The sequence below is a fragment of the Helicobacter sp. T3_23-1056 genome (assembly GCF_053654535.1).
Map to the genome: position 1 here is coordinate 1 of NZ_JBSIUU010000107.1, position 406 is coordinate 406.

Consider the following 406-nt stretch of genomic DNA (forward strand, 5'->3'; position numbering starts at 1 on the left):
TGTATTGCGCTATTTATGATTTGGTCTTTTACGCTTACTTCGTTTATCACATTTGAAACATCAAATTCTTGTATGCAGTTTCTTAGCCAAGTGAATTTTTGTCCTAATTCCTCCATAATCGCAGTTATATGATAATCCTCTAGCGGTTCTTTAGAAATATAGCCCGAATATTGCCTATGCTCAAATCCCCTATCCTCAAAGAATTTTTTAATCATAGAATAAGGCAATCTTGTATCGGGGAATATATCTTTTAATTGATTAGTATCTAAATCAAAATTGATATATTTTATATATTTTTGCTCATTTTTGTCTATTCCCATATCCCATCTCCATATCTTTTAGCTGATTCCACGACATTTGTATAAGGCACTTCATTCATAAGCCATAGCCATTCTTTGATATTGCG

General features: G+C 32.0%; 1 protein-coding gene. It reads right to left on the reverse strand.

Annotated features, from left to right (window positions below; genetic code table 11):
• Window positions 1–320 (reverse strand): VapD family protein (gene vapD / locus ACWIUO_RS13915; protein WP_454178478.1); only part of this gene is annotated, 320 nt, incomplete at its 3' end.
• Window positions 321–406 lie beyond the last annotated feature (86 nt).